This window comes from Bartonella sp. AC70YNML (assembly GCF_042196545.1).
GTDB lineage: Bacteria > Pseudomonadota > Alphaproteobacteria > Rhizobiales > Rhizobiaceae > Bartonella.
This window is the reverse complement of sequence record NZ_JBHIQK010000002.1, coordinates 159,783-183,389: the sequence shown is the minus strand read 5'-3', so window position 1 is coordinate 183,389 and position 23,607 is coordinate 159,783. Positions and strand designations below refer to the sequence as shown.

Genomic DNA, 23,607 nt, shown 5'->3' with positions numbered 1-23,607 from the left:
CTTATGAAATAGGCTCAAGTGCACACTGAGAAATTTTTCTTTAAAACAAGCACGTGAACTTGCAACACAATAATGTTATATTTTGGAGTATTCTGTTTGGAGGGCTATTTGTTATAAGAAAAGTGATCTCATTCAAAAATACAATAAACAAAAATCTAAAATAATAGGTAATTTTTATTATTAAAAAGTATTGCTTTAAATGCGTTTGACAATAAAATCAATATCTTATGAATTCTCCGCTTGCCTCACGCTTTTATTTATCACGTTCTTTAATGGAATCATGTCCTTCACGTAAAAACAGAATGCCATTGTGTTGCAAATTCACCTGCTTGTTTTAAAGAAACCTCTCTCAAAGTCTTTCCCAAACCCATTTCGCGATAACATCCGTGAATTGTATAATGATAAATCCATTAAGCTCCCCATCTTTACACTTATGGAGTAACAAGCCGGCACCATTTACACTATTTTCCAGCCCCTAATGTTGCGACAGCTCTTAGCTCTCGAGATGATTCATAAGAGGCATTTTTAGTCATTTCTTAATAGTTTTATCCACACAGGATTCCCAGCTTGTAGCATGCAAGCCGAATGATTTTGATTGATTCAACGCGAGAGAAATTCGTATGATATGCATAGTTCTAATTCAAGTTGAATAACGATAAATTATCTTTATAAATCAATATATTGCACACACTACATTCTTTAGGAAACAGCACCACATGGGCTTGAAAATAAGATAAGGTATTTCTCTGAAATAAATATATAGCAGCAAAATAACATACTATCTTTCGTGAAGATTTTGTCCCTTTAGAGAATAAATCGAATATTTCAGATAGTTCTCTTCACGCCTCAACAAAAAGCTTCTTCTTTTATAGTATTTCTAGTCTATGTCTTCTTCCTCAGATCTAGAAATGAGAGACAAAAAACGAAGAAATTGTTTTTTTAAATTCAATCTTTAATAATCTCTTTCATAAAAGAGACCTATACTAGAATTTTGTTCATTTCCTATGGCACCTTTAGCTTTGAGATGACGCGAAATATCTAAATTAATTGTCCCTTTCGTTGTTCCATCAGACCCTGCTTCAAAGCCCAAATAAATATTATTGTGTATGTAGCGTCCAATACGTAAGCCTGTATTACCCTTCTCATTAACGATAACATCAAGATCATCAAGTCCAATTTTAGTTCGTAAAGTATTCAACAAAGATGTATTAGAACCACCTGCAAGATCAGCCGCTGCCGCTGCAAGTTGAGCAATCTGAAATGGTGATAATTCATTAAGAGAGCGATTAAAAATCAAACGCGCCAAAATCTCATCCTGAGGCAAATTTGGTTGTGATGAAAAATTAATATCAAGATTATCAACCGTCCCACTTACAGTTACAGTGACGCGAATATCACCACTGTTATTGTTGGTTACAAAATAAACCGTAGGATTAAGATTACCACTAAAACTCGCTTGTCCTTGATCGAAATTAAGACGTTGCGACAGGATATCAAAACGTCCACGAATCATTCTAAATTCACCAACTGGATGCACATCATTCAATGGACCTGCTAGATTAATGCGTCCTCCCAGTTCAGCATCTAAGCCTTTTCCGCGTACAAAAAATTGATTGCGTGCAGTAATACGCATATTTGATAGCACGACAGATGAAGATTCTTGTGTAACTATACGGCTTTTGCTTTTGTTCGTGTTCTTAACATCAGCACGTTCAAGTGTTGTTTGAATCGATTTAGTTAAATTCTTATTTCTAACATCAAGAAACTTGGCACTTTTAAAATGATCAGGAACAAAAACTTCAGCTTTTTCAACGATGATATCACCACCAAGAACAAGATCATTTAAAAAATGACCTGTCATTGTCATCTCACCTGATAATGTTGCCAGAATCATAGAACCATCATTATAATTGGCATTATCAAGATGAAATATCAAATCTGTCTCTAGACCATTAGAAATACGACCTGAAGCAGAAATTCCTCCCCCCTCAAACGAAGAAGCTGAAGCTTTTTCTATAAGGATATGATCACCTTTCAATTTGCCTTCAATTGTTATATTATTCAATCCTACATTTGTTTGTGAATCAAAAAAGCTACCGTCGCCTATAGAAATATTTCCTATCAATTGTGGCTTTGATAATGCCCCATTAAGAGCTGTATCAATTCTTGCTGTACCCGTTATATGTGCACCACGCTTGGCTAATAAGAGATTAACAAAATCAAGAGGCATTATCCCTTTAACGTTTAATTTTGCCTCTGAACCATTAAGAGATACAGGCCCATGGATGGAAAGATCTAATCCTTTATCTCCAGTAGCTATCATATTTTCAATATGAAATGTCGATTTTTTATAAGAACCACGAGCATTTATATTGATTGACATCGGTCCTTTAGGCGTCATAGCGGTTAAATTTTGACTAGAAAGCTCAAAATGAGCAGATGGATCCTTCATTGTTCCACCAATATCAACTTTACCTATCACTGTCCCATCAAGTGCTTGTCCTGCAATAAAACCATTCGCCAAACGCGCAGATAAATTTTGCAAATTAATATGAAAATCAAGCGCATTTTTCTCTAGAGATATATGCCCCTGAGCTTGTGCTTGTACTCCTTCTCCTGTTAAATTTGCATTCAAAGTAAGATTTTGATCTACAGTGTTTCCCGTAGCAGAAAGAGAAAAAGGCATAATTTTTTTATCTTGAAAAGCAACGGTTGTCAGTCCCTCACCTTTTATATCGTAATTTATATCAGGTTTTTTTAAATGACCACGAATCATAACCTGCCCTGTTACACTCCCTGCTGCTCCAAGATCGGATTTCCACAAATTGACTAAAGTAGCAGGAAGGGCATTCATTGTAAGTTGTAAATTCAGGGTATCTTGAATATTCCCTGCTAAGATGATGTTGCCCCCATTTATTGCAATTCCTAATTCATTGATTGTCATTCCATCTTTATCAAAAGCAATTATGGATGGCTTCAGCAATGTTGCATGAAAAGTATGTTGTTTTAAGTCCACAGTTTCAATTTGCACTTCTCGTTTTATACTTTCTGGAAGTTCCTCAACCATTAAACGACCAGAAAGCCGTGCATTGAGAGTATCATGCAACATCGCCTGAACAGTAAAAACCGTTTGTCCATTATTCCTATCAGCGTGAGCATTTAAACGATTGACCATTACCAAAGGTGTTTGAATATGTTCTGCATTGAGAACTCCTTCAAACTGAGTCATGCCAAAAGGATCGAATATATCAGCATCTATTGTCAATTTTTTTATTTTATTCTTGGAAAAATTCAAATGGTTAACATGCGCCTTCACATTGGTTTTTTGTCTGCCATTTTGTTCATCAAAAATAAAATCTCCTTTTACTTTTCCACTACCATCCTGCAAAAATAACGCTGAAAGTACGGAAATATCATCGGCATCAATATGCAGCGCTCCTTTCAAAAAACCTCCAAGTTGTTGAGAAAGACCACCGGTTATTTTTGCATTTCCCCCTCTAATATCGATATTTTCAAGTTTTCGAATTTTATGAGAATCTTCAAAAGAGGCCGATAAATGCAAAGGTTTCTTAGCAAAAGTTCCTTCACCTTTTACAACTCCTGTTAAAGAAGTAATCGGTGCTGTATTATCCATAAGTGCCTCTATGTTAAACGTTGTGTTTTGAAGTTTCTTCCCCACAAAGAGTGCTTCAGCCACATGAGCACGTGTATTTAGTTTTATATGGCTATTGCTCCCTCTCGCCGTACTTTGAATTGTAAGTGCACCACTTATCTTTGGGTCTAATTTGGACAAATCAGATATTTGAGCAGATAAGTCCATTTTAGCGCTTTCATCTGAAAAATAACCATTAGCCTTTATGTTTGTATATTGATTTTTCAAATTCCAATGACGTAAAATGAAGCCCTTTGTATTTCGAGCAACTCCACCTGAAAGACTAGTATTTCCTTTGAATAAACGATCAAAAGACTGCATGCCTATTTTCATATCGTCAGCCATTCCTGATAATTGGAGATCAAAAATGCCACTCAATAAACTGATCGTTCCTTTGGCTTTAATATCTGCACTACCAGAAAGTGATTGTTTACTGAACACTTCCAAAGGAGTTAATGTTTGAGCTTTTAAACCGAGATCGCCTTTAAAAACAAAATTCTCCATTGTCCCTTTTAACCAAGAAGAAAAACCCTGAGCCGTAACACTCAGATCATGAATCAAAATTGGTTTATTCGAAACAATATCCGTATCTAAATGCACATGAACCGCTTGGCTTAAATTTTCTACTAACGCTCCCTTAATCTTTTTAACCCCTTGAAGCGTCCCTTTAACCTGAACACCAACATGACGAGAAGCTACATTATCAAGATTTTCGCTTACTCCTCCCATATCAAAAATTGCATCGCGAATATAAATATTTTTATTGCTTAAATGACTTACAACCAACCGCCCATTCCAAGATTGTTGCCCTTCGCGACCATAGTCAATGTTCAAAGCAAGAGTATTCGCAGGTTTTGGCACTTCTGATACAGATAAATGAACAGACTCCTTTTCGTTATCAAGAGCCATTTTGCCATCAACAAAAAGCCGTCGCAAGAATCCATCGGCGGTTATTTCAGCATTGGCTATAACATTCATTGCTTTGTTCTGAATAACCATCTGATCAAGGTGTGTCAAACCTTCTTTTGTTCTTCTTGCCTTTGCTTTTAATGTTATATTAGATTCAAAGAGACTACGATATTGAGAAGGTATTAAAGGGCTCAGTGTTCCCTCTAATTTCGTAGAAAAACTCTGTCCTTCTGGAACGCTTGCAAGAATAACATTACCATCTACAATAGAATGATGATCAGACTCTAAAGAAAGTTTGATAACCAAATCATCAAAAGTACCATCACCTTTCATGACGAGATTTAATGCCGGACGTTGTTCAATGTTAAAAATATTCGCCAAAATACCATTTTGTGGTTCGTTAGCAGAAATATCAATTTGAGCTGTACGATTACTATCAGATATCTTGGTGAGAACAGAAAAAGAACCCGGTGCATCTAAACGATGAGCTGCTATATCGACATCAAAATTACCACTAGCCAAGGTGAAATTGCCTTTTAAGGATATATCAGCAGAAAAACCAAAAAGATTCTGTTCAAATGTCACATGTTGGGCTGTAAGTGTATTGATAGAAAGAGCAAGCGGCAATTTTGGTAAAGAGAACTTACCTGTCTCAAGGGAAGAAACAAAAGAAGAATTGCCTTGCGGTTTGCGTAAAAATGTAACCTGTTCTGCCGAAAGCTGGTTAATATCCATCCGCCCTCTCAGCAACGCTAGACGATTCCAATCCATTTTAGCATTGGTAATTTTAAGCCAAACCCCTTTTTTATCACTGACAGTAATAGTATCAATTGATGTTTGAGAAGACAGTGTCCCTTGCATATTGTGTAAACGAACTTGACGATTAGGCGCTGAAAGCTTTCGTTCAATTAAAGAAACAAACCATGAGCGATCATCTGTTTTCATTTCGCTAGAGGGAAGAATGTCTCCTCTTTGCGCAAAAACAAAACAACCCACCCCAAAAAACAAAAATACAAAGAAGAAAGCTGATAAACGTGCACCTTTTTTCATTAAAATGCTTGCCCTATACCCACATAAAAACCAATGCGAGGGTCACCCTTCTCTCTCTTTAAAGGAAAGGCTAAATCAACGCGTAAAGGACCAAGACCCGTCATATAACGACCTCCTATACCGGCTCCCCATTTAATTTTTTGAGAAAAATCAAAATTCGCCTTTTCCCCTACTAAACCTCCATCAAGAAAACTGACAAACCCTATTTTATCATTTAAAGAAACACGCAATTCTGCTGACCCCTCAATAAGCGCCCGTCCACCAACAACCCCATCATTTTCTGTTTTGATACCAATATTACGGTAAGCATAACCACGAACAGAGCCCCCACCACCAGCAAAAAAAAGCGTATTTGCGGGTACTTGTGCTGTATCATTCCCAAGAATTGTACCAAGCTTTGCCCGCGCAGCAACAACAAAACGATCCCCTTCATCCAACGCCCAATAAGAGCGACCTTCTGCTGTTACTTTTGCAACAAAGTTGCTAAAACGCATCTCATAAAAAGGCTCAATGAAAACTTCACCATATAAACCTTTTGTTGCATTAAACTTATTATTACGACTATCGTAAATCAAGCCGCTAGGGAAACCGATTGTTGTAAAATTACGGCTCCCAAAATAGACATCACGTGAATAACCATTTGAAACTTCTACAGCAGCCTGTCCCGATAGATTACCATTAAAAATATGCGTAATACCTAATTTTCCTTTGATGGCTTTTGTCGTATAATTTTCTAAAACATCTTGTTGTATTTTTAATTCTGACCTGAAATCTGTATCTGGCGTGAGTACACCGGGCTTTACAAATGTGCCTCCGAAAAGATAATCAAAATTTTTAAAATTATATGATTGCTTTTTATTGCTACCAACACCAGTTATTTTTGTTTCAATTTTAAGAGTCTCTGCATGACCAAAAAGATTGTTATGCATCCAATAAGTCTCAAAACCGGCACCGTCTAAAGTTGAATAGCTACCGCCTACACCAAAACGACGCGGTTTATGTTCTTGTACAACAAGTGCAAGCGGTAAACGTCCATCTAGATTAATAGTATCAGCCTCACGTATATTGATAGCACGAAAAACACCAAGGCGCGCAAGACGTTCATTTCCCTTAGCTAACGCATCGGAATCGTATATCTGCCCTGGTTTCAATCCGGTCATCCACGCGATATAAGCTGAATCTACACGTGGTTTCTTACTTATATTACGCACACTTAAAGGACCATAATAAGCCTTTTGTCCAGGAGCAACAACAATCCGTCCTTCAACACGCAACGCAGCATGGTCAGCCACGACCTCACTCTTCATAATTTTAGCTTTAGCATAACCTTGTTGCCGCCATCCTTCTATCGCCCATTTTTCTGCTTTCAAAATGGTTTCAGATTTAGCAATAGCCCCAACTTTATAGCCCAATTCTTCAATTGTGGGCATTTTATGCGCTTTACGTTTTTCAAACGGAGCTACTTTATCAATATTTGCAATACTAAAAACATATTGTGGACCAGCATTAATTGTAATAACAATATTGGACCGTGCTGGAAGTTGAGTTACCGGACTTAAATCAGCGACTTCTAAGCCATTAATTTTAATACTAATAATACCACCATAGCGTCCATCAGCATAAAGAGCAGAAAGAATTGCTCGATAATCTGAACGCGCCTTGGCGAGCAAACCAGAAGAACTGGCGGATGCTTTCTCTTTATCAGCAACAAGAGAAGAAACAGATTTAACTATTTTTATACCTTCTAATGGTGCACCTGGCGGTGCAACAACATCAACTTTATAAAATTTCTCTGTACTTTTAGCATAATGTGAAGAAGAATTTGTTTTCTTTTGACCAAAAAGAGGGATGCCGAAAAAATCAAATGCAGCAAGTGGCTGTGGAAAAGAAAAAGTAAAACACAAGCCTATAAATACACAGCGCATAGTCCCTGATTTTAACAAAATTCTTGTCTGGTATACCATAAAATCAGATACCTTATAATACACTTTGCATCTACTACGCTTTAAATAATATAAAAATAAGAAAGGTAAATATAATTACTTTGCACATTTTACACGTTTTATCACATCAAATAACACTCTGCGATACATAACGTTATCCTCCCCTTATATTTTCATAAAATTCTGCACTGTTGTATAACACGAACAGCCTCATTCTTTTTTTTCTTAACATATTTATTTAGCTTATTATAAATGTTTTATTGCGTCCCATATCATCATGGTTAAATTTGTACAAATGACTTTCCATGGGAATGCTAAAAAACTGCCCACGTATATAGTTCTCTCTATAAAAAAAGCTATAGAGATGCTTCTTGATTTTTATAAATAGATATGATTGTCTCTACCAAGTCTAAAGGGGGAAAATAAATAAATGATCGCACGTATTACAACTGTTGCTTTTCGCGGTCTAGAAGCAGTCCCTGTCGATGTACAGGTTATGATTTCGTCTGGTAAAATAGGAATGGCTATTGTTGGATTAGCTGATAAGGCAGTTGCAGAAAGCCGTGAACGTGTACAAGCAGCCCTCCACGCTTGTGGACTTTCTATGCCTACTAAACGAATTACGATTAATCTTGCACCAGCTGATTTACCTAAAGAGGGATCACATTATGATTTGCCAATTGCCGTAGGCTTAATGCTTGCTATGGAAATCCTCCCTCCTGAAGTAGCAGAAGACTATGTCATTTTAGGAGAATTATCATTAGATGGTTCACTTACCGCTGTTCATGGTGTGTTACCAGCCGCCATGACAGCTTTATCACTCGATAAAGGACTGATTTGTCCTTTTCAATGTGGACCTGAGGCAGCATGGGCAAATGCAGAAATAAATATTCTTGCCCCAGAGACTCTGCTCACTATAGTCAACCATTTCAAAGGAACCCAAATTCAAAAACGTCCACAACCGCGCCAATATACTATCGAAACTGAACTTCCAGATCTTTGCGAAATCAAAGGACAAAAAACAGCCAAACGTGCCTTAGAAGTTTGTGCTGCTGGACGCCATAACCTTTTGTTTGTAGGTCCCCCTGGTGCTGGAAAATCTATGCTAGCGCAACGCTTACCTTCCATTTTGCCACCTCTTGATAGCCGTGAGCTTTTAGATGTCTCTCTGATTGCTTCTATTACAGGAGAAACGGTTCATAATACCATTTCACTTCATTGCCCCTTTCGTTCCCCACATCATTCTGCGTCCATGGCCGCAATGATTGGTGGAGGGCTTAAAGGACGACCGGGAGAGGTCTCCCTTGCTCATAATGGTGTGTTATTCCTTGATGAATTGCCTGAATTTTCTCCACAGGTTCTTGATTCTCTTCGTCAACCTTTAGAAAGTGGGGAGTCAGTTATCGCCCGCGCTAATCACCATATTAGCTATCCTGCTCGATTCCAACTTATTGCCGCAATGAATCCTTGCCGTTGTGGTATGGCAGGCGAAAAAGACCATGTTTGCCCTAAAGGGATACGCTGTCAAATCGATTATCAGTCCCGTATTTCTGGTCCTCTGCTTGACCGAATTGATTTACGGATTGATGTCCCTGCTTTGACGGCTATGGACCTTATGCAACCAGAACAATCAGAAAAAAGCTGCGACGTTGCCAAACGCGTCGCACGGTGCCGTACCATTCAAGCTAAACGTTTTTCAACAATGGGGTTTGATCATATTCGTACCAATGGCGATTGCCCTGCCAAAATTATAGAACAGATTGCCATTCCTGATAAAAGTGCGACCATACTCTTACGAGATGTGAGTGAAAAAATGCACCTCTCTGCACGCGCTTATCATCGTATTCTCAAAGTTGCACGCACAATTGCTGATCTTGACGGATCAGATACTCTTTCACGCTATCATCTCGCAGAAGCTATTTCCTATCGACTAGGCGCAGAAAGATTAACAGCCCTTAACTAAAAAACTACTCATCAATAAAAACTTATTGGAAAATAACGCAAATAAAGTTCTGTAAGTTTACCATCCTCTTCTAAAGATTTCAGCGCATAATTGAGTATATCAACCAATTTTTCATTCTTTTTTGCAACAGCAAGCTGCATTCCTTGCCCCAATAACTGTGGCGCCATATATGCCCCCCCAACAAAATGACAGCAATTCGCGGTTTTTGAATCGTTTAGCCATAAAGATAAAGCAAATCCATCATCAAAAATAAGATCAATTTTACGCTCCTGTAACGCTTTATAGAGCTCCGCCCTGCCTTTAAATTCTTGTCCTTTGGCTTCAGGAAAATAGTGATGAAAGAGCTTTTCGTGAACACTTTTAGATAAAACACCACTGGTTAAATGTACCAATTGATCACTTATTGGCTCATCGAGATTTAAAAGTCGAGTAGCAACAAATCGCGCTGGAAAACGCAAATATGGCTTTGTAAAAACAAGATCTTGCTGGGTTTTATTTGTTTCTTTTAAACCTGCAATAATAACTTCTGCACCACCATTGTTAACATGTTCTACAAGCTCTTTCCAAGGAACAACTTCTACTTCACAAAACTTCTCTAATTCTAATTTTGAGCAAATAGCACGCAATAAATCGATATTATAACCTGCAAGATGCCCCGTTTTATCAAGAAAATTAAAAGGAGGAAAATCAAAAGTTGTTACAAAACGCAAACGAAAGATATCCGTTGTATCAGGTTGTACCAAATGTTCATGCGAATCAAAAAAAGAAGGCAGCCTTTCAGCTTCTGCGTAAGAGGAAAATAGAACCCCCCCTGCTACAAATAAAATACGAATAAAAATATTGTATGGATTATTGAATAAAAGATACCGTAGACGCAATTGAAGATGTTTTACATATATAGATTTTTTTATTTTCAAAATCTCTCCCCCATTTTCAAAACTAAGATGCAACTCTCCTTAACTATTATCTAACGCACTTCACCAAAATATCTGGCGTTTAATAAATAAAATTCTTGCTATTTTTTAAAACTGTTAAAAAATTTAACAGTTTTCATATATTTTTTTTGAAACCATTGAAAATACTTCTTAAAAAATTGCGTGAATAAGCCGCACAATAGCGTTTTATTTTGAATAAGAAATGTAACCTCCATGGACAGGAATAATACAAACAAATATACACAATATTCTCACCTCAATTTAACATACAAAAAGTTAAAAAACTTAGAGAACGCGTAATATTAACTTCATTAAGATTGAAGATTGATTTATAGGTAAGAAAGTAAAAGTCTCGTTAGTGTAACATAAAGATGCACAACTAATTTTGAAATATTATGCATATGCAAAAATAAACAATAATACTACTCTTTACATAATTTTAAAATTTACGTTTAAAGTTTACGTAAAGCATAATTGGCCTCGTCCTCAAATTTTAAAGGAAAAGGATTCGTACCAACGTTGTTCTGTAAACAGTCAGCTTCTCTCGATAAATTACGCTTTTAATTTCTTTAGTCTTCTCATTGTGATTCACTTAACTAAAGGCGTTTAAGCCCTGCCCTGAATATTCACCACGCACTGTAAAAATACTTAAATATACCAAAGAGGTGCTTACTTGTCTTATATTATCACCCTAAATGACGGTATTTTACTGTATAATTGTGTCATATCATTTCATCATTCTTTCCATTATATATCGACAGATATTGAATCTAGATCTGATATACGGTAAATGTTTAATGTGGTTATTCCATAAATAACTTATCAGAACATTGAGCTTTAAAAAAGCGGATAAAATATTGAAATTGAACACAGGAATGGACTAACTTATGAGTGATGAAATAACCTCACCGGCACAAAGCCATGACTATGATGCGGCTTCTATCAAAGTTCTCAAAGGTCTTGATGCTGTACGCAAACGTCCTGGGATGTATATCGGTGACACTGATGATGGATCGGGGTTACATCATATGGTCTATGAAGTTGTAGACAATGCTATCGATGAGGCTTTAGCCGGTCATGCAACTCTTGTAAACGTCACACTCCATGCTGATGGTTCTTGTTCTGTTCGTGATAATGGACGTGGAATTCCGACAGATATCCATCCAACAGAAGGTATTTCTGCAGCTGAAGTTATTATGACACAGCTTCATGCCGGCGGAAAGTTTGATCAAAACTCTTATAAAGTTTCAGGCGGATTACACGGTGTTGGCGTCTCTGTTGTGAATGCACTCTCTGTTTGGCTTAAATTGCAAATCAAACGCAATGGTAAAATTCATGAAATATCATTTACCCACGGGGTAGCTGATGCTCCATTAAAAGTTGTTGGCGATTGCGATCAAGAAAGTGGAACAGAAATTAGATTTTTACCAAGCTCTGAAACCTTTACTATGGTTGAGTTTGATTTTGAAACTTTAGAGCGTCGTTTACGGGAATTAGCCTTTCTAAATTCTGGGGTTTATATTCTTCTTGTTGACGAGCGTCATGCTGATATTAAATCCGTTGAATTGCATTATGAAGGTGGATTAATAGAGTTTGTGAAATATATTGATCAATCAAAAAAAGCGCTGCTTGATACTCCTATTTATATTACAAATGAAAAGGATGGTATGAGCGTTGATGTTGCCCTATGGTGGAATGATTCCTATCATGAGAAGGTCTTGTGTTTTACCAATAATATCCCTCAGCGTGACGGTGGAACTCATTTGATAGGTTTCAGAAGTGCCCTTACACGCCAAATTAATGGCTATGCTGAATCTTCAGGTATTGCTAAAAAAGAAAAAGTGAACTTAACCGGTGATGACTGCCGTGAAGGATTAACAGCTATTCTTTCTGTCAAAGTTCCTGATCCAAAATTTTCTTCACAAACAAAGGATAAGTTAGTCTCTTCTGAAGTGCGCCCTATTGTTGAAAGTTTGGTCAATGAAGGTCTTTCAATATGGCTGGAAGAACATCCTCATGAAGCAAAACTTCTCATTAGTAAAGTGGTAGAAGCTGCAACAGCACGTGAAGCAGCACGCAAAGCACGTGAACTCACAAGACGAAAAGGGGCGCTTGATATCACTTCTCTACCAGGAAAGCTTGCCGATTGCCAAGAACGAGATCCCGCAAAATCAGAAATCTTTATTGTCGAGGGGGATTCGGCTGGCGGTTCAGCAAAAAGTGGGCGCTCACGTCAAAATCAAGCAATTTTACCCCTTCGTGGTAAAATCCTCAATGTTGAACGAGCACGTTTCGACCGCATGCTCTCATCTGATATGATTGGAACACTTATTACAGCTCTTGGAACGTCTATCGGTAAGGATGAATTTTCACCCGATAAATTACGTTATCATAAGATTATTATCATGACAGATGCGGACGTTGATGGAGCCCATATTCGTACGCTGCTGCTCACTTTCTTTTTTAGACAAATGCCCGAGTTGATTGAACGTGGACATCTTTATATTGCTCAGCCTCCTCTTTATAAAGTATCGCGTGGAAAATCTTCCCAATATATTAAAAATGAAGCAGCGTTTGAAGAATTCTTGATTGATACTGGACTAGAAGAAACAACGCTTGAGCTTTCAACGGGAGAAGTTCGTGCAGGAGCTGATTTGTATCAACTCGCTAAAGATGCTCGTATATTACGTCAACTTTTAAATGGTCTTCATACCCGTTATGACCGTAATATTGTTGAACAAGCAGCAATTGTTGGCGCTTTTAATCTTGAAGTCTTTGCAACACAAGAAAAAGCGCAAAAAATAGCAGATACTGTAGCACACCGCCTTAATCTGATTGCTGATGATATGGAACAAGGTTGGAGTGGACAATATACAGCAGATGGAAACTTATGTTTTGAGCGTATTTTACGTGGTGTTAAAGATGTTGTTACGCTTGATGTGGGACTTATAAATTCAACTGACGCACGCCAAATTGATCGCATTTCCCAAAATTTTATCGACATATATCATCCTCCTGTTCTTTTACGTCGCAAAGATAAAACAGAGCGTATTTTTGGTCCTATGAGCCTTTTAGAGAGCATTTTTACAAACGGTAAAAAAGGTGTTACTCTTCAACGTTATAAAGGTCTTGGGGAAATGAATGCTGAACAACTTTGGGAAACAACGCTTGATCCCAATGCACGTTCTCTTTTACAAGTAAAAATTAATGATGCAACCGATGCAGATTCACTCTTTTCTCGTCTCATGGGTGATGAAGTTGAACCTAGACGTATTTTTATTCAAGACAATGCCTTAAGCGTTGCCAATCTTGATATCTAAAGATACTCTTCTGTTTTTGGCTGTGTAAACGTCGTAGTTTTATACGTTGTTTTTTCGTAGTTGAACATTCCCTCTCTATTTCATTTACGATAAAAGAAAAATAAGGTAGATCATATACATGGCAATTGAAACAGAACGTGTAGGAACCAAGGGTGGCATGGAGCACTCTTTTGGTTTTACAAGAGTAGATGAAACACAAAAACAATCCATGGTGGATGGTGTGTTTCATTCTGTCGCTGAAAATTATGACAAGATGAATGATATCCTATCATTGGGGCTACATCGTGTGTGGAAAAATTCCATGATTGCTTGGCTTTCCCCACCAGCACTTTCTCATTGGAAAGTTCTTGATGTCGCTGGCGGTACAGGTGATATTGCTTTTCGTATTCTTAATGCTTCACGCCAAAAAGCCCATGCTACAGTGCTTGATATTAATGGCTCAATGCTCAGCGTTGGCAAAAAACGCGCACAAAAAAATGGTCTTGCCCCTCTGATTGATTTTGTTGAAGCCAATGCAGAACATCTACCTTTTGAAGATCAAAGCTTTGACGCTTACACGATTGCTTTTGGAATTCGCAATGTTCCTCATATTGATCAAGCCCTTAGAGAAGCTTTTCGTGTCTTAAAGCCCGGTGGACGTTTCTTATGCTTAGAATTTTCAAATGTCGAGATGCCTCTGTTGGATAAAATTTATGATCTTTGGTCTTTCCATGCTATCCCTAAGCTGGGTCAATTTATCGCAAATGATGGCGATGCTTATCGTTATTTGGTTGAATCTATCCGCAAATTTCCTAAGCAAGATGATTTTGCCCATATGATCAAGCATGCGGGGTTTTCGCGGGTATCGTACCGCAATCTCACCGGTGCGATTGCAGCGCTGCATTCAGGTTGGAAAATTTAAAAATGGTGCAAATTTCCCCTTACTTTCAATTGATGCGTGCAGGATGGGTTTTAACACGTGAAGGTGTTTTAAGTGCTCTCCCTCATGATGATCTTCAAGGATTTCCAGCGCTATGTCATCGTATAGCGAGTGCATTAGCACGACGCAAAACAAAAAAGAAACAACGATCTGAAAATATTTCATATGCCATTAATAAGCTTGGACCCTCTTACATAAAACTTGGTCAATTTCTTGCCACAAGACCTGATATTGTTGGGCGTGATATTGCGGAAGATTTGTCACAGCTACAAGATCGCGTCCAAACATTTTCTTGCACTGCCGCTATTGCTCAAATTGAAAGTTCTCTTGGTCGCTCTATTGATGATTTATTCGTAAATTTTTATCCCCCCATTGCCGCCGCGTCTATTGCTCAAGTTCATCCAGCTGAATATAGTGATGAAACTGGCCATAAGAAAAAATGTGCTGTAAAAGTTATTCGTCCCAATATCAGAGCACGTTTTTCTAAAGATCTTAGAGGATTCTATCTCATTGCTCATTTACAAGAGCGCTATATCCCTGCCTCTCGAAGGCTTCGTCCTGTTTGTGTGGTGGATACTTTAGCACAAACAACACGACTTGAAATGGATTTACGCTTAGAAGCAGCAGCTATATCTGAAATGGCTGAAAATATTCAACATGATACAGGCTTTCGGGTTCCACGTATTGACTGGGAACGGACAGGACGTAATGTTCTTACAATGGAATGGATTGATGGTATAAGAATATCCGAAACTTCCAAACTCAAAGAAGCAGGTTTTGATTTGAAGGCGCTTGCTATTACGCTTATTCAATCTTTTCTTCGTCATACACTGCGTGATGGTTTTTTTCACGCCGATATGCATCCTGGTAATTTATTTGTAGATGAAAAAGGATGTATTGTTGCTGTTGATCTAGGCATTACAGGAAGGCTTGGCAAAAAAGAAAAGCATTTCCTTGCTGAAATTCTTTACGGCTTTATTACCCGCGATTACCATCGAGTTGCACGTGCCCATTTTGAGGCCGGCTATGTTCCTTCACACCATAATATCGAAAGCTTTGCGCAAGCCAACCGCGCTATTGGCGAACCAATTCACGGACAATCAGCACAAAGCATTTCCATGGCTAAATTGCTCACTTTATTATTTGAAGTCACTGAATTATTTGACATGCAAACGCGACCTGAACTTTTATTGCTGCAAAAAACAATGGTTGTCGTGGAAGGTGTTGCCCGTACATTAGACCCCACTTTTAATATGTGGAAAGCTTCTGAACCCGTTGTCAAAGAATGGATTAGTAAAAATTTAGGACCCGTAGGCGTTGCAAAAGACTTTAGTGAAGGAGCAAAAGCTCTCCTTTCGCTGGCACGCAAAACACCACAATTGGTTCAAAATTTCCAACGAATAGAAGAAGATTTCAATCAAATGAGAAAAACAGGTTTTAATCTTTCTCCTGCTACCCTCAAACAACTTGCTGTGGAACAAAGTCACAGAAACCGTTATGGTCGTTATAGTCTTTTCATCATTGCACTTTGTTGCGCTTGTCTTACTTTTTACTTTTTTCATCTTTTCTAATCTCCTTAATATGCTAAAAATATCAACAATGAAATCATTGAAATCATTTTTATTTCTTGGAGGTATTTTATGGCCAGTATTACTATTCGTAACCTGTCTCTTGAAACCAAAGAAGCTTTGCGCATACGCGCCGCGCAAAATGGTATTTCTATGGAAGAAGAAGCCCGCCGTCTTTTAAGCAATCCCCCTACTCACACCACACTCCCCTCTCATGCCAGTGCTGTTGAAGTGCAATCATTGAAATCAAAATCTCTCCTTCTTATTATTGGTGGAAGTATTGCATCCTATAAAGCCCTTGATTTGATTCGCCGTTTACAAGAACGTGGAGCACATTTAAAAGTTGTGATGACAAAAGCAGCGCAAAAATTTATTACGCCTTTAGCCGCTGAAGCTTTAAGCGGTGGTACTGTATATACTGATTTATTTTCACGTGAAGAAGAATATGATATCGGACATATCCGATTAGCACGTGATGCTGACCTGATTATTTTAGCTCCTGCTACAGCCAACCGCATTGCAAAAATAGCCAATGGCATAGGAGATGATCTGGCTGATTGTGTCCTTTTAGCAGCACGCTGTCCACTCTTGATTGCACCCGCCATGAATCCAGCCATGTGGGTGCATCCAGCAACTATTCGTAATGTTGCACAATTGCACGCAGATGGCGTTCATATCATCGGACCAGAAATCGGAAATATGGCTGAACGTGACGAGATTGGATATGGACGTATGAGCGAACCTTTAACTATTGTCGCTGCTATAGAGAATCTTTTGAATGTGCATGAAAAACCTCTCTTTGGCCGCCATTTCATCGTTACCTCTGGCCCTACCCATGAACCAATTGATCCAGTACGTTATCTTGCTAATCGGTCCTCAGGTAAACAAGGTCATGCCATTGCAACCGCTCTTGCACATTTGGGTGCAAAAGTAACACTTATTTGTGGACCTGTTCATCTTGCAGACCCACAAGAAGTAAAAACAATTCATGTTGAAACAGCACAACAGATGTTAAAAGCCGTTCAAACCGCATTGCCTGCTGATGGTGCCATCTTTGTTGCCGCTGTTTGTGACTGGCGTAGTCAAACCCAATCTTTACACAAAATTAAAAAGGATGCTCATAAAACACCACCATCCCTTCAAATGGTTGAAAATCCTGACATTTTAGCAACGATTGGACACGCTCCAAAACGCCCCTCATTGGTCATTGGTTTTGCTGCTGAAACATGCGATATTATTGCTAATGCGCAAAAGAAATGCGTTGAAAAAGGAGCTGATTTCATTCTTGCTAATGATATTTCTCTTCAAGTAGATGGTACAAGTGTCATGGGTTCTGATACAAATCAAGTTTATCTCGTAAGTAGAAAAAAAGTTGAACAATGGCCTCATATGAGTAAACAACACGTAGCGCAAAAATTAGCAAACGTGATTGTATCATTTTTTGCCCCCCAAACATCTACTCCTCATGAGAAAAATATACCCCTTTGCAAATAAGAACTCTTCAAACGCGTTGATATTAAAACACCTTATAAAATAGAACTGATAATAGGTGTCTATCCATCTCAATTAGTATATAATATTTTTGATTTATAATGATAACCTAGCATTGTTCATATTAAATTAGAATCCCAGACATCGTAAGATTCTCTCATTCCCAATCTCTCTCATATTGAATCAATAAAAATCATTTTCTTGCACGTTTTAAACAAGGATAACTGTATGAATACAAAACGTTTAAGAAAGAACTAAAAGCGCTTATAATGGACCGTCTCAAGAACCAAGAGCTTGTCTCGGACAACACTAAGGATGATGGCACCAACGTACTCTTTTTATTAAGAGTATAGTGATGCCCTATAAGTTTTATATTATTCACGAGAGCTTTACCCATAGACCATTCACAAGCGCTGTTGCGAAATGGGTGTGACAAGCGTTGGAAAATATTTTTTAAAAAAATCACATCTCACTCTAGCCTTCATAAAAGTAGGATCTATTGCACTACTGTCTCCCCAGCTTATAAAAAAACAAGCTATCATTCACTTTGCCTAACATTAATTTTGAGAAAGCTCTTGCACTGGATAAAATTTATAAAAAGCATTTTCTCTCTTCAATGTTTTTATCCCCATATTGGTCCTATTTATAATATACGAATAAATGATTTTGATTGTTTCATGATGAGAACAGCTCATGAGAAAATATGACAACTTTATTTGAAGCTCTTATTCACTATGAAAATGATGTATAAATTAATATATTATAATATCTCAATGCAATTTTAAGCATACCTCACACTAACGCTCATAAAGAGTGTAGACAAAATTCATTGTACCACTGTCTATAAGTTTATGAAACTGACGCTTTTATTATTTTCCTCAGTGATCGGTCTTTAAGATTAAATGTCTGTCTCCTCTCTCCAGCATACCAAGACCACAAAGACTAGAATTTTATCCATGATATCCTCACATTGTGACGATTCATGAGAAGCATTTTTATTCTTTTATCGAAAGCTTTGTACCCATACATTGGTCTCGCCTATAATGTGCACGTAAATAATTTTTTGATGTTGAATAGAGACTTTGAAATTAAAGAATATTTCTATATTTTGGATTCTTATTCAAGTTGAAAATGATCAATTCTCTTCATAAATTAATGGTGTTATTATCTAAAAATTATTTGATACAGTGCACCACTTGTATGAAAAGTGCTTCAATGAATTCTTACTTCATTGCACTTATGGCTTTTAAAATTCAAAATCTCATCATTTTTAAGCATCAGTGACATCTCCCTTTCTTTGCTTCTTCTCAAAAAACTGCTCTTCCATGGAATCGGACGGTCAATCGCCTAAGCTTATTTTTTCCACTTCTATCATATTAATCATTCTGTTGCCCAAAATTAGAATATCTACGGAGCTACTACGTTACCCCTATTCCATTGAACTCAATATTTTTTTGAAAGCGAGAGGCAAAAGCATGCTGCCAAATAGTAGAAAAGTACAGAATTTTAGGAATTGTGTAAAACAATTAAGCACTTAAATAAACTAAGTTAGATAAATCTACTGAATAAATAGAAGTAAATAACTTTCCTCCCCAAAGTTCTTATTCCTTAATTTTTTACATATATCATATAAACGCAATAATCTACACTCTGTACAAAAATAATAAAAACTTCTTCTACAACAGCTGCTTTTTAAATTCTTCTTTGTTTTAAAAATCAAAATTTCTATTTATTCAAACTTTATTTTAAATAAAGGAGCCTTATCCGTTTTTTATAATGTTTTTGAAAAAAATCTTGTAATTCAAAGAAAGAAAAAATTACACTGTACATACTTTAAATATATTTCTTGTTTTTTTTGCTTCTTTCCTTAGTTTATTAATCTATGATTTTTACTGCTGCTTATCGTGCTTTACAACGTCTTCTGACCTCGCAATATCGTATTATGATACTGAAAGCATTGGGGGTTACTTTTTTCATTCTCACCATTTTATGGTTATGTGTGCACCAACTTTTTGTGTCTTACTTTTGGCCCTGGATTGCTCAATTTCTTCCTGGACTCCCTAGTTGGGCGGGATGGATTGGTTTTAGCATGCTTATCATTTTTAATCTTGGTTTGGCTCTTTTGTTAGCTTTTTTGATTGCACCAATCACCGCTATGATTGGTGGTTTTTTCATTGATTCTGCTGCTGAAATCATTGAAAAAGAGGATTACCCAAATGAGCCTATTGGACAAGCTTTGTCGTTTCAGCGTTCTCTTATCATTTCCTTTAAATTTGTTATTTTAAGCCTTCTTGGTAATGGAATTGCTTTTATTTTATTCTTCATACCAGGTATTAATTTAATTGCTTTTTATCTTATTAATGGTTATTTGCTCGGTCATGAATATTTCTTGTTTGCTGCTTATCGTTTTCGAACAGAGCAAGATGCACGTACTTTTTTACATACTCATTACACAACGGTTTTTGGTGCAGGATTATTGATAGCGCTTTTTGTTTCGATTCCAATTCTTAATTTAGCAACACCGCTTTTTGCAGCCGCCTTTATGACATATTTACACAAAATGCTTTCCCAAAAGACCATGGCACGCATTACACAAAAATAGTTTCCTTGACTTTAAGGTTAATAAAACTTGCCAGCCAAAGAAAGCATAATATAAAATTTTATGCTTTCTCTTTTATTAAAGCAATATATTGATTTATAATGATAATTTATTGTTTCACAATATGAGTGAAAAACCTAAATATCATGAGGGTTTCTCATTTTAATCCTATTCATATTGGATCAATTGAAATCGTTTGTTTATGTATCATAAATGAAGGTGGTATGCGGATAAAAGTACTTTCAAAAAGGCGTGAAATATCTTTATATGAATCCTCTCAATGCAAACATTATCGTCGCATTGAAAACTGAAAAAGAGTATGATGGTGCCGCTTTCTACCTTATATTTCAGTAAAAATGGAGAGCATAATGTATTTTATACCCTTCATAGAGAAATGATTATTATACTCTTCATGGGTACCGTCATAAGAGAGTTTTGGGAATATTGAGACTGTTAAATCTAGCAACGCGTGAATACATAACAAGAACAATATTTTGTTTTGACGTTCTATTTTATGTGAAAAGCGTGCACTTTGAAAGACCATTCTGAAAAAATATTGCTCTGGTGTTGGCGTTTCGCTAACATAACATTATCATAGTCATTATCTTTAATGAATGAGTGTGGCTTATATTATAAGGTTTCTTGATTTAAAAAATTGTTGATATTAATGATTAACTGGATGTTCATTTTCATTAAAAGAAAATAAGGCGTTTGTTAATGAGCGCAAGGAGTGAGTTTTAATACAAAAATCAAAGAATAAAAACATGTCAGTTCTTAAAACTTCTGAGAAGTTTGTTATAGGAAATACTCTTCATGCATATGATTGTTGTAAAATTGGAAAAATTAAAAAACAGTGGAGTGAGAGCTATACGTATACTGATAAAAGTATTAAATAGACTCGTTTGGTCAGCCGGCAAAGCAAATGTGACTGCTTAAATTCTATATTCTTTCAAATCATGCAAAAGGTGTATAATATTTTAAAGGAAGGTTATAAAGATGAACTGGATTACAAATTATGTTCGCCCTAAAATTAATTCTATATTGGGACGCCGTGAAATTCCAGAAAATCTATGGATTAAAGATCCTACCAGTGGTGAAATGATCTTCCATAAAGATTTGGAAGCCAATCAATTTGTGGCTCCTAATTCTGGCTATCATATGCGTATCAGTGCCAAAAATCGTCTCATGCATTTTTTTGATGATGGTATTTATACAGCTCTTGAAAATCCAAAAGTTGTGACAGACCCTTTAAAGTTTCGCGACGAAAAACGCTATATTGATCGGTTAAAAGAGTACCGTTCTAAACTCGGTGTTGAGGACAACATTTTGAGTGCACGCGGTACGATTGAGGGTTTGCCAATTATTGCAACCGTTCAAGATTTCGCCTTTATGGGGGGATCACTCGGTATGGCCTCAGGAGAAGCTATTATCAAAGCTTTTGATACTGCCATTGCCGAAAGATGCCCTTTGGTTCTTTTTACTGCTTCTGGTGGTGCACGCATGCAAGAAGGAACACTCTCATTGATGCAAATGCCCCGTACAACAGTAGCGATTGAAATGTTGAAAGAAGCAAAACTTCCCTATATTGTTGTGCTGACTAATCCAACCACCGGTGGTGTTACTGCTTCTTACGCCATGCTTGGTGATATTCACATTGCCGAACCTGGCGCTATGATTGGTTTTGCTGGTCCACGTGTGATTCAACAAACGATACGTGAAACCCTACCAGAAGGGTTTCAAAGTAGTGAATATCTGCTTGAACATGGTATGATTGATATGGTTGTATCGCGTTTAGAAATGAAAACAACAATTGCGCGTATTTTACGCTTGATGATGAAACGCCCTGCTGTTTTTAACCCTTCCGATCCATCCCCAACAGACTCTCAAACATCGCTTTCTAGGACAAAAGCAGCTTAAGTTTATGCAACAGAGTCAAATACAAAGGGTGGTGGATGATTTACTAAAAAATTATCCGAAAAAATTTGATCTTTCTTTAGAGCGTATTGTTCACCTTTTAGAGCGTCTTGGTAATCCACATTTAAAACTTCCACCTGTTATTCACATCGCTGGAACAAATGGCAAAGGATCTGCCTCCGCAATTTGTCGTGCTCTTTTGGAAAGTGAAGGATACTGCGTTCATGTTTATAGCTCACCTCATCTTGTCAACTGGAATGAACGCTGCCGGTTAGGTCAAAAAGGAGGTGGTCAACTTGTTACAGAAAACCAATTGGCAGAGACAATCCGTGAAATTATAAAAGTAAATCGTCAAGAGCCGATTACTATTTTTGAAATTTTTACAGCCGCTGCCTTTATGCTGTTTAGTATACATCCAGCTGATGTTGTTATTTTAGAAGTTGGATTGGGAGGACGTTTTGATGCTACCAATGTCGTTAACAAAACAGCTGTATCGCTTATTATGCCCATTGATTATGATCATGAGAATTTTCTTGGAAACACAATTGCTCAAATCGCTTTTCAAAAAGGGGGGATTATAAAACCAAACGTTCCAGTGGTCATCGGAAAGCAGAATTATGAAGAAACTCTTGCTACTTTAATACCCCTTGCCGATAAAAATAAAGCATCTTATGCTCTCTTTGATCAAGATTATCAAAGCTATAAAGAACATGGACGTATGGTTTTTCAAAACCATCAAGGTCTCATGGACCTTCCTCTTCCTAACCTTATTGGAGACCACCAAATTGCTAATGCTGGTGCATCTCTTGAAGCAGTTTATCAAGCGGGTTTTCAACTTTCAGAACAAACCATAAATGACGCTTTGAAGAATATTTATTGGCCCGCACGAATGCAGCGTCTTACCCAAGGGCTTTTGGTTGATCAACTATCTCCTGATATTGATTTATGGTTAGATGGTGGTCACAATCCTGCTGCAGGAAAAGTTATTGCGGCAGAACTTACACAATGGAGAAAAAAAACAGATCGTCCCATTATTATGATTGCTGGCATGCTTAATACCAAAGATGCTGTCGGTTATTTTCGTCCTTTAGCAAACCTTGTCGATAAAGTATATACGATACCGCTTATTAACAATGACGCCAGTCTCTCTCCAATAAACTTAGCTGAATCAGCCCAAAAAGCAGGAATCTTTGCTACTCCACAAGCACATCTACAAGATGCTTTGTATAAAATTAAAATGGAATATAAAGAGGCTATTGTCCTTATTAGTGGTTCTCTTTATCTTGCGGGTGATATTTTGCGTGACAATAAAACACCACCGTGCTAGATAATTAGCTATTTTTA

At 37.2% G+C, this 23,607-nt stretch carries 11 protein-coding genes and 1 pseudogene; 8 read left to right on the top strand and 4 right to left on the bottom strand.

Annotated features, from left to right (window positions below; translation table 11 throughout):
- Positions 1 to 256: 256 nt before the first annotated feature.
- From ACFIMU_RS02905 to ACFIMU_RS02895, 3 genes and pseudogenes are all read right to left on the bottom strand, one after another.
- Positions 257 to 523: pseudogene (locus ACFIMU_RS02905) on the bottom strand (Arm DNA-binding domain-containing protein); the annotation flags it as partial.
- A 429-nt stretch (positions 524 to 952) separates the two neighbouring features.
- The gene (locus ACFIMU_RS02900) at positions 953 to 5,611 is read right to left on the bottom strand and encodes a translocation/assembly module TamB domain-containing protein (protein ID WP_375696806.1); all 4,659 of its coding nucleotides are present in this window, start codon (positions 5,609 to 5,611) and stop codon (positions 953 to 955) included.
- Positions 5,611 to 7,575, bottom strand: coding sequence for an autotransporter assembly complex family protein (locus tag ACFIMU_RS02895; protein ID WP_375606131.1), 1,965 nt, complete (start codon positions 7,573 to 7,575; stop codon positions 5,611 to 5,613). The genes ACFIMU_RS02900 and ACFIMU_RS02895 overlap by 1 nt, the downstream gene beginning before the upstream one ends.
- 409 nt (positions 7,576 to 7,984) lie before the next feature.
- Between ACFIMU_RS02895 and ACFIMU_RS02890 the strand changes: the two genes are divergently transcribed.
- On the top strand, positions 7,985 to 9,517 hold the full coding sequence (locus tag ACFIMU_RS02890; RefSeq protein WP_375606130.1) for a YifB family Mg chelatase-like AAA ATPase: 1,533 nt from the start codon (positions 7,985 to 7,987) through the stop codon (positions 9,515 to 9,517).
- 11 nt (positions 9,518 to 9,528) lie between these two features.
- Here the strand turns inward: ACFIMU_RS02890 and ACFIMU_RS02885 are convergent, their stop codons facing one another.
- Positions 9,529 to 10,434: a transporter substrate-binding domain-containing protein gene (locus ACFIMU_RS02885; RefSeq protein ID WP_375614914.1), complete on the bottom strand. Its 906-nt coding sequence runs from the start codon at positions 10,432 to 10,434 to the stop codon at positions 9,529 to 9,531.
- A gap of 905 nt (positions 10,435 to 11,339) precedes the next feature.
- Here ACFIMU_RS02885 and gyrB point away from each other — a divergent pair.
- The 7 genes from gyrB (at position 11,340) to ACFIMU_RS02850 (ending at position 23,590) form a co-directional block, all read left to right on the top strand.
- On the top strand, positions 11,340 to 13,772 hold the full coding sequence (gyrB, locus tag ACFIMU_RS02880) for a DNA topoisomerase (ATP-hydrolyzing) subunit B (RefSeq protein WP_375696805.1): 2,433 nt from the start codon (positions 11,340 to 11,342) through the stop codon (positions 13,770 to 13,772).
- Positions 13,773 to 13,890: 118 nt separating this feature from the next.
- Positions 13,891 to 14,673, top strand: coding sequence for a bifunctional demethylmenaquinone methyltransferase/2-methoxy-6-polyprenyl-1,4-benzoquinol methylase UbiE (gene ubiE, locus ACFIMU_RS02875; RefSeq protein WP_375608981.1), 783 nt, complete (start codon positions 13,891 to 13,893; stop codon positions 14,671 to 14,673).
- A 2-nt stretch (positions 14,674 to 14,675) separates the two neighbouring features.
- Positions 14,676 to 16,262, top strand: coding sequence for a 2-polyprenylphenol 6-hydroxylase (ubiB, locus tag ACFIMU_RS02870; RefSeq protein WP_375606126.1), 1,587 nt, complete (start codon positions 14,676 to 14,678; stop codon positions 16,260 to 16,262).
- Between the two features lie 69 nt (positions 16,263 to 16,331).
- A complete protein-coding gene (gene coaBC / locus ACFIMU_RS02865; RefSeq protein WP_375696804.1) occupies positions 16,332 to 17,753 on the top strand; it encodes a bifunctional phosphopantothenoylcysteine decarboxylase/phosphopantothenate--cysteine ligase CoaBC in 1,422 nt (473 codons plus the stop codon).
- Between the two features lie 1,879 nt (positions 17,754 to 19,632).
- Entirely contained in the window at positions 19,633 to 20,352 is a 720-nt protein-coding gene (locus tag ACFIMU_RS02860) for a sulfate transporter family protein (protein WP_375614327.1), read from the top strand.
- Positions 20,353 to 21,345: 993 nt separating this feature from the next.
- Positions 21,346 to 22,266: an acetyl-CoA carboxylase, carboxyltransferase subunit beta gene (gene accD, locus ACFIMU_RS02855; RefSeq protein ID WP_375606123.1), complete on the top strand. Its 921-nt coding sequence runs from the start codon at positions 21,346 to 21,348 to the stop codon at positions 22,264 to 22,266.
- A gap of 4 nt (positions 22,267 to 22,270) precedes the next feature.
- On the top strand, positions 22,271 to 23,590 hold the full coding sequence (locus ACFIMU_RS02850; RefSeq protein WP_375614328.1) for a bifunctional folylpolyglutamate synthase/dihydrofolate synthase: 1,320 nt from the start codon (positions 22,271 to 22,273) through the stop codon (positions 23,588 to 23,590).
- The last annotated feature ends 17 nt before the right edge of the window (positions 23,591 to 23,607 follow it).